The 2977-nt window shown below is 52.9% G+C and carries 1 rRNA gene; it reads left to right on the forward strand.

Annotated features, from left to right (window positions below):
• Positions 1 to 26: 26 nt before the first annotated feature.
• A 23S ribosomal RNA gene (locus tag PVZ77_RS23010) occupies positions 27 to 2919 on the forward strand.
• Positions 2920 to 2977: the final 58 nt, after the last annotated feature.

Genomic DNA, 2977 nt, shown 5'->3' on the forward strand with positions numbered 1-2977 from the left:
GCCAGCGAGATTGCTTGGGGTTATATGGTCAAGTGAAGAAGCGCATACGGTGGATGCCTTGGCAGTCAGAGGCGATGAAAGACGTGATAGCCTGCGATAAGCTTCGGTGAGGTGGCAAATGACCTGTGACCCGGAGATCTCTGAATGGGGAAACCCACCTAGCATAAGCTAGGTATCTTAACCTGAATCCATAGGGTTAAGAGGCGAACCAGGGGAACTGAAACATCTAAGTACCCTGAGGAAAAGAAATCAACCGAGATTCCCTTAGTAGTGGCGAGCGAACGGGGACCAGCCCTTAAGTTGATTTGAGAGTAGCGGAACGCTTTGGAAAAGGCGGCCATAGTGGGTGATAGCCCTGTACGCGAAACGCTCTTATCAATGAAATCGAGTAGGACGGGGCACGAGAAACCCTGTCTGAATATGGGGGGACCATCCTCCAAGGCTAAATACTCCTGACTGACCGATAGTGAACCAGTACCGTGAGGGAAAGGCGAAAAGAACCCCGGAGAGGGGAGTGAAATAGAACCTGAAACCGTATGCGTACAAGCAGTGGGAGCCTACTTTGTTAGGTGACTGCGTACCTTTTGTATAATGGGTCAGCGACTTATTTTCAGTGGCGAGCTTAACCGAATAGGGGAGGCGTAGCGAAAGCGAGTCTTAATAGGGCGTTTAGTCGCTGGGAATAGACCCGAAACCGGGCGATCTATCCATGAGCAGGTTGAAGGTTAGGTAACACTGACTGGAGGACCGAACCCACTTCCGTTGAAAAGGCAGGGGATGACTTGTGGATCGGAGTGAAAGGCTAATCAAGCTCGGAGATAGCTGGTTCTCCTCGAAAGCTATTTAGGTAGCGCCTCATGTATCACTCTGGGGGGTAGAGCACTGTTTCGGCTAGGGGGTCATCCCGACTTACCAAACCGATGCAAACTCCGAATACCCAGAAGTGCCGAGCATGGGAGACACACGGCGGGTGCTAACGTCCGTCGTGAAAAGGGAAACAACCCAGACCGTCAGCTAAGGTCCCAAAGTCCTGGTTAAGTGGTAAACGATGTGGGAAGGCTTAGACAGCTAGGAGGTTGGCTTAGAAGCAGCCACCCTTTAAAGAAAGCGTAATAGCTCACTAGTCGAGTCGGCCTGCGCGGAAGATGTAACGGGGCTCAAACCAGGCACCGAAGCTACGGGTATCACCTCTGGTGATGCGGTAGAGGAGCGTTCTGTAAGCCTGTGAAGGTGAGTTGAGAAGCTTGCTGGAGGTATCAGAAGTGCGAATGCTGACATGAGTAACGACAATGCGAGTGAAAAACTCGCACGCCGAAAGACCAAGGGTTCCTGCGCAACGTTAATCGACGCAGGGTGAGTCGGTCCCTAAGGCGAGGCTGAAAGGCGTAGTCGATGGGAAACGGGTTAATATTCCCGTACTTCTAGTTACTGCGATGGGGGGACGGAGAAGGCTAGGCCAGCTTGGCGTTGGTTGTCCAAGTTTAAGGTGGTAGGCTGACTGTTTAGGTAAATCCGGACAGTTAAGGCCGAGAGCTGATGACGATCCTTCTTTTAGAAGGAGAAGTGGTTGATGCCATGCTTCCAGGAAAAGCCTCTAAGCTTCAGGTAACTAGGAACCGTACCCCAAACCGACACAGGTGGTCGGGTAGAGAATACCAAGGCGCTTGAGAGAACTCGGGTGAAGGAACTAGGCAAAATGGCACCGTAACTTCGGGAGAAGGTGCGCCGGTGAGGGTGAAGGGTTTACCCCGTAAGCTCATGCCGGTCGAAGATACCAGGCCGCTGCGACTGTTTATTAAAAACACAGCACTCTGCAAACACGAAAGTGGACGTATAGGGTGTGACGCCTGCCCGGTGCCGGAAGGTTAATTGATGGGGTTAGCGCAAGCGAAGCTCTTGATCGAAGCCCCGGTAAACGGCGGCCGTAACTATAACGGTCCTAAGGTAGCGAAATTCCTTGTCGGGTAAGTTCCGACCTGCACGAATGGCGTAACGATGGCGGCGCTGTCTCCACCCGAGACTCAGTGAAATTGAAATCGCTGTGAAGATGCAGTGTATCCGCGGCTAGACGGAAAGACCCCGTGAACCTTTACTGTAGCTTTGCACTGGACTTTGAGCTTGCTTGTGTAGGATAGGTGGGAGGCTTTGAAGCGTGGACGCCAGTCTGCGTGGAGCCATCCTTGAAATACCACCCTGGCAATCTTGAGGTTCTAACTCTGGTCCGTTATCCGGATCGAGGACAGTGTATGGTGGGCAGTTTGACTGGGGCGGTCTCCTCCTAAAGAGTAACGGAGGAGTACGAAGGTGCGCTCAGACCGGTCGGAAATCGGTCGTAGAGTATAAAGGCAAAAGCGCGCTTGACTGCGAGACAGACACGTCGAGCAGGTACGAAAGTAGGTCTTAGTGATCCGGTGGTTCTGTATGGAAGGGCCATCGCTCAACGGATAAAAGGTACTCCGGGGATAACAGGCTGATACCGCCCAAGAGTTCATATCGACGGCGGTGTTTGGCACCTCGATGTCGGCTCATCACATCCTGGGGCTGAAGCCGGTCCCAAGGGTATGGCTGTTCGCCATTTAAAGTGGTACGCGAGCTGGGTTTAGAACGTCGTGAGACAGTTCGGTCCCTATCTGCCGTGGACGTTTGAGATTTGAGAGGGGCTGCTCCTAGTACGAGAGGACCGGAGTGGACGAACCTCTGGTGTTCCGGTTGTCACGCCAGTGGCATTGCCGGGTAGCTACGTTCGGAAGAGATAACCGCTGAAAGCATCTAAGCGGGAAACTTGCCTCAAGATGAGATCTCACTGGAGCCTTGAGCTTCCTGAAGGGCCGTCGAAGACTACGACGTTGATAGGTCGGGTGTGTAAGCGCTGTGAGGCGTTGAGCTAACCGATACTAATTGCCCGTGAGGCTTGACCATATAACACCCAAACAATCTGACCGCGGTCAGAGCGTGAGGAAGACGACGCCGAAAACGG

This window comes from Pseudomonas sp. SHLD1 (assembly GCF_028640935.1).
Classification (GTDB): domain Bacteria; phylum Pseudomonadota; class Gammaproteobacteria; order Pseudomonadales; family Pseudomonadaceae; genus Chryseomonas; species Chryseomonas aestiva.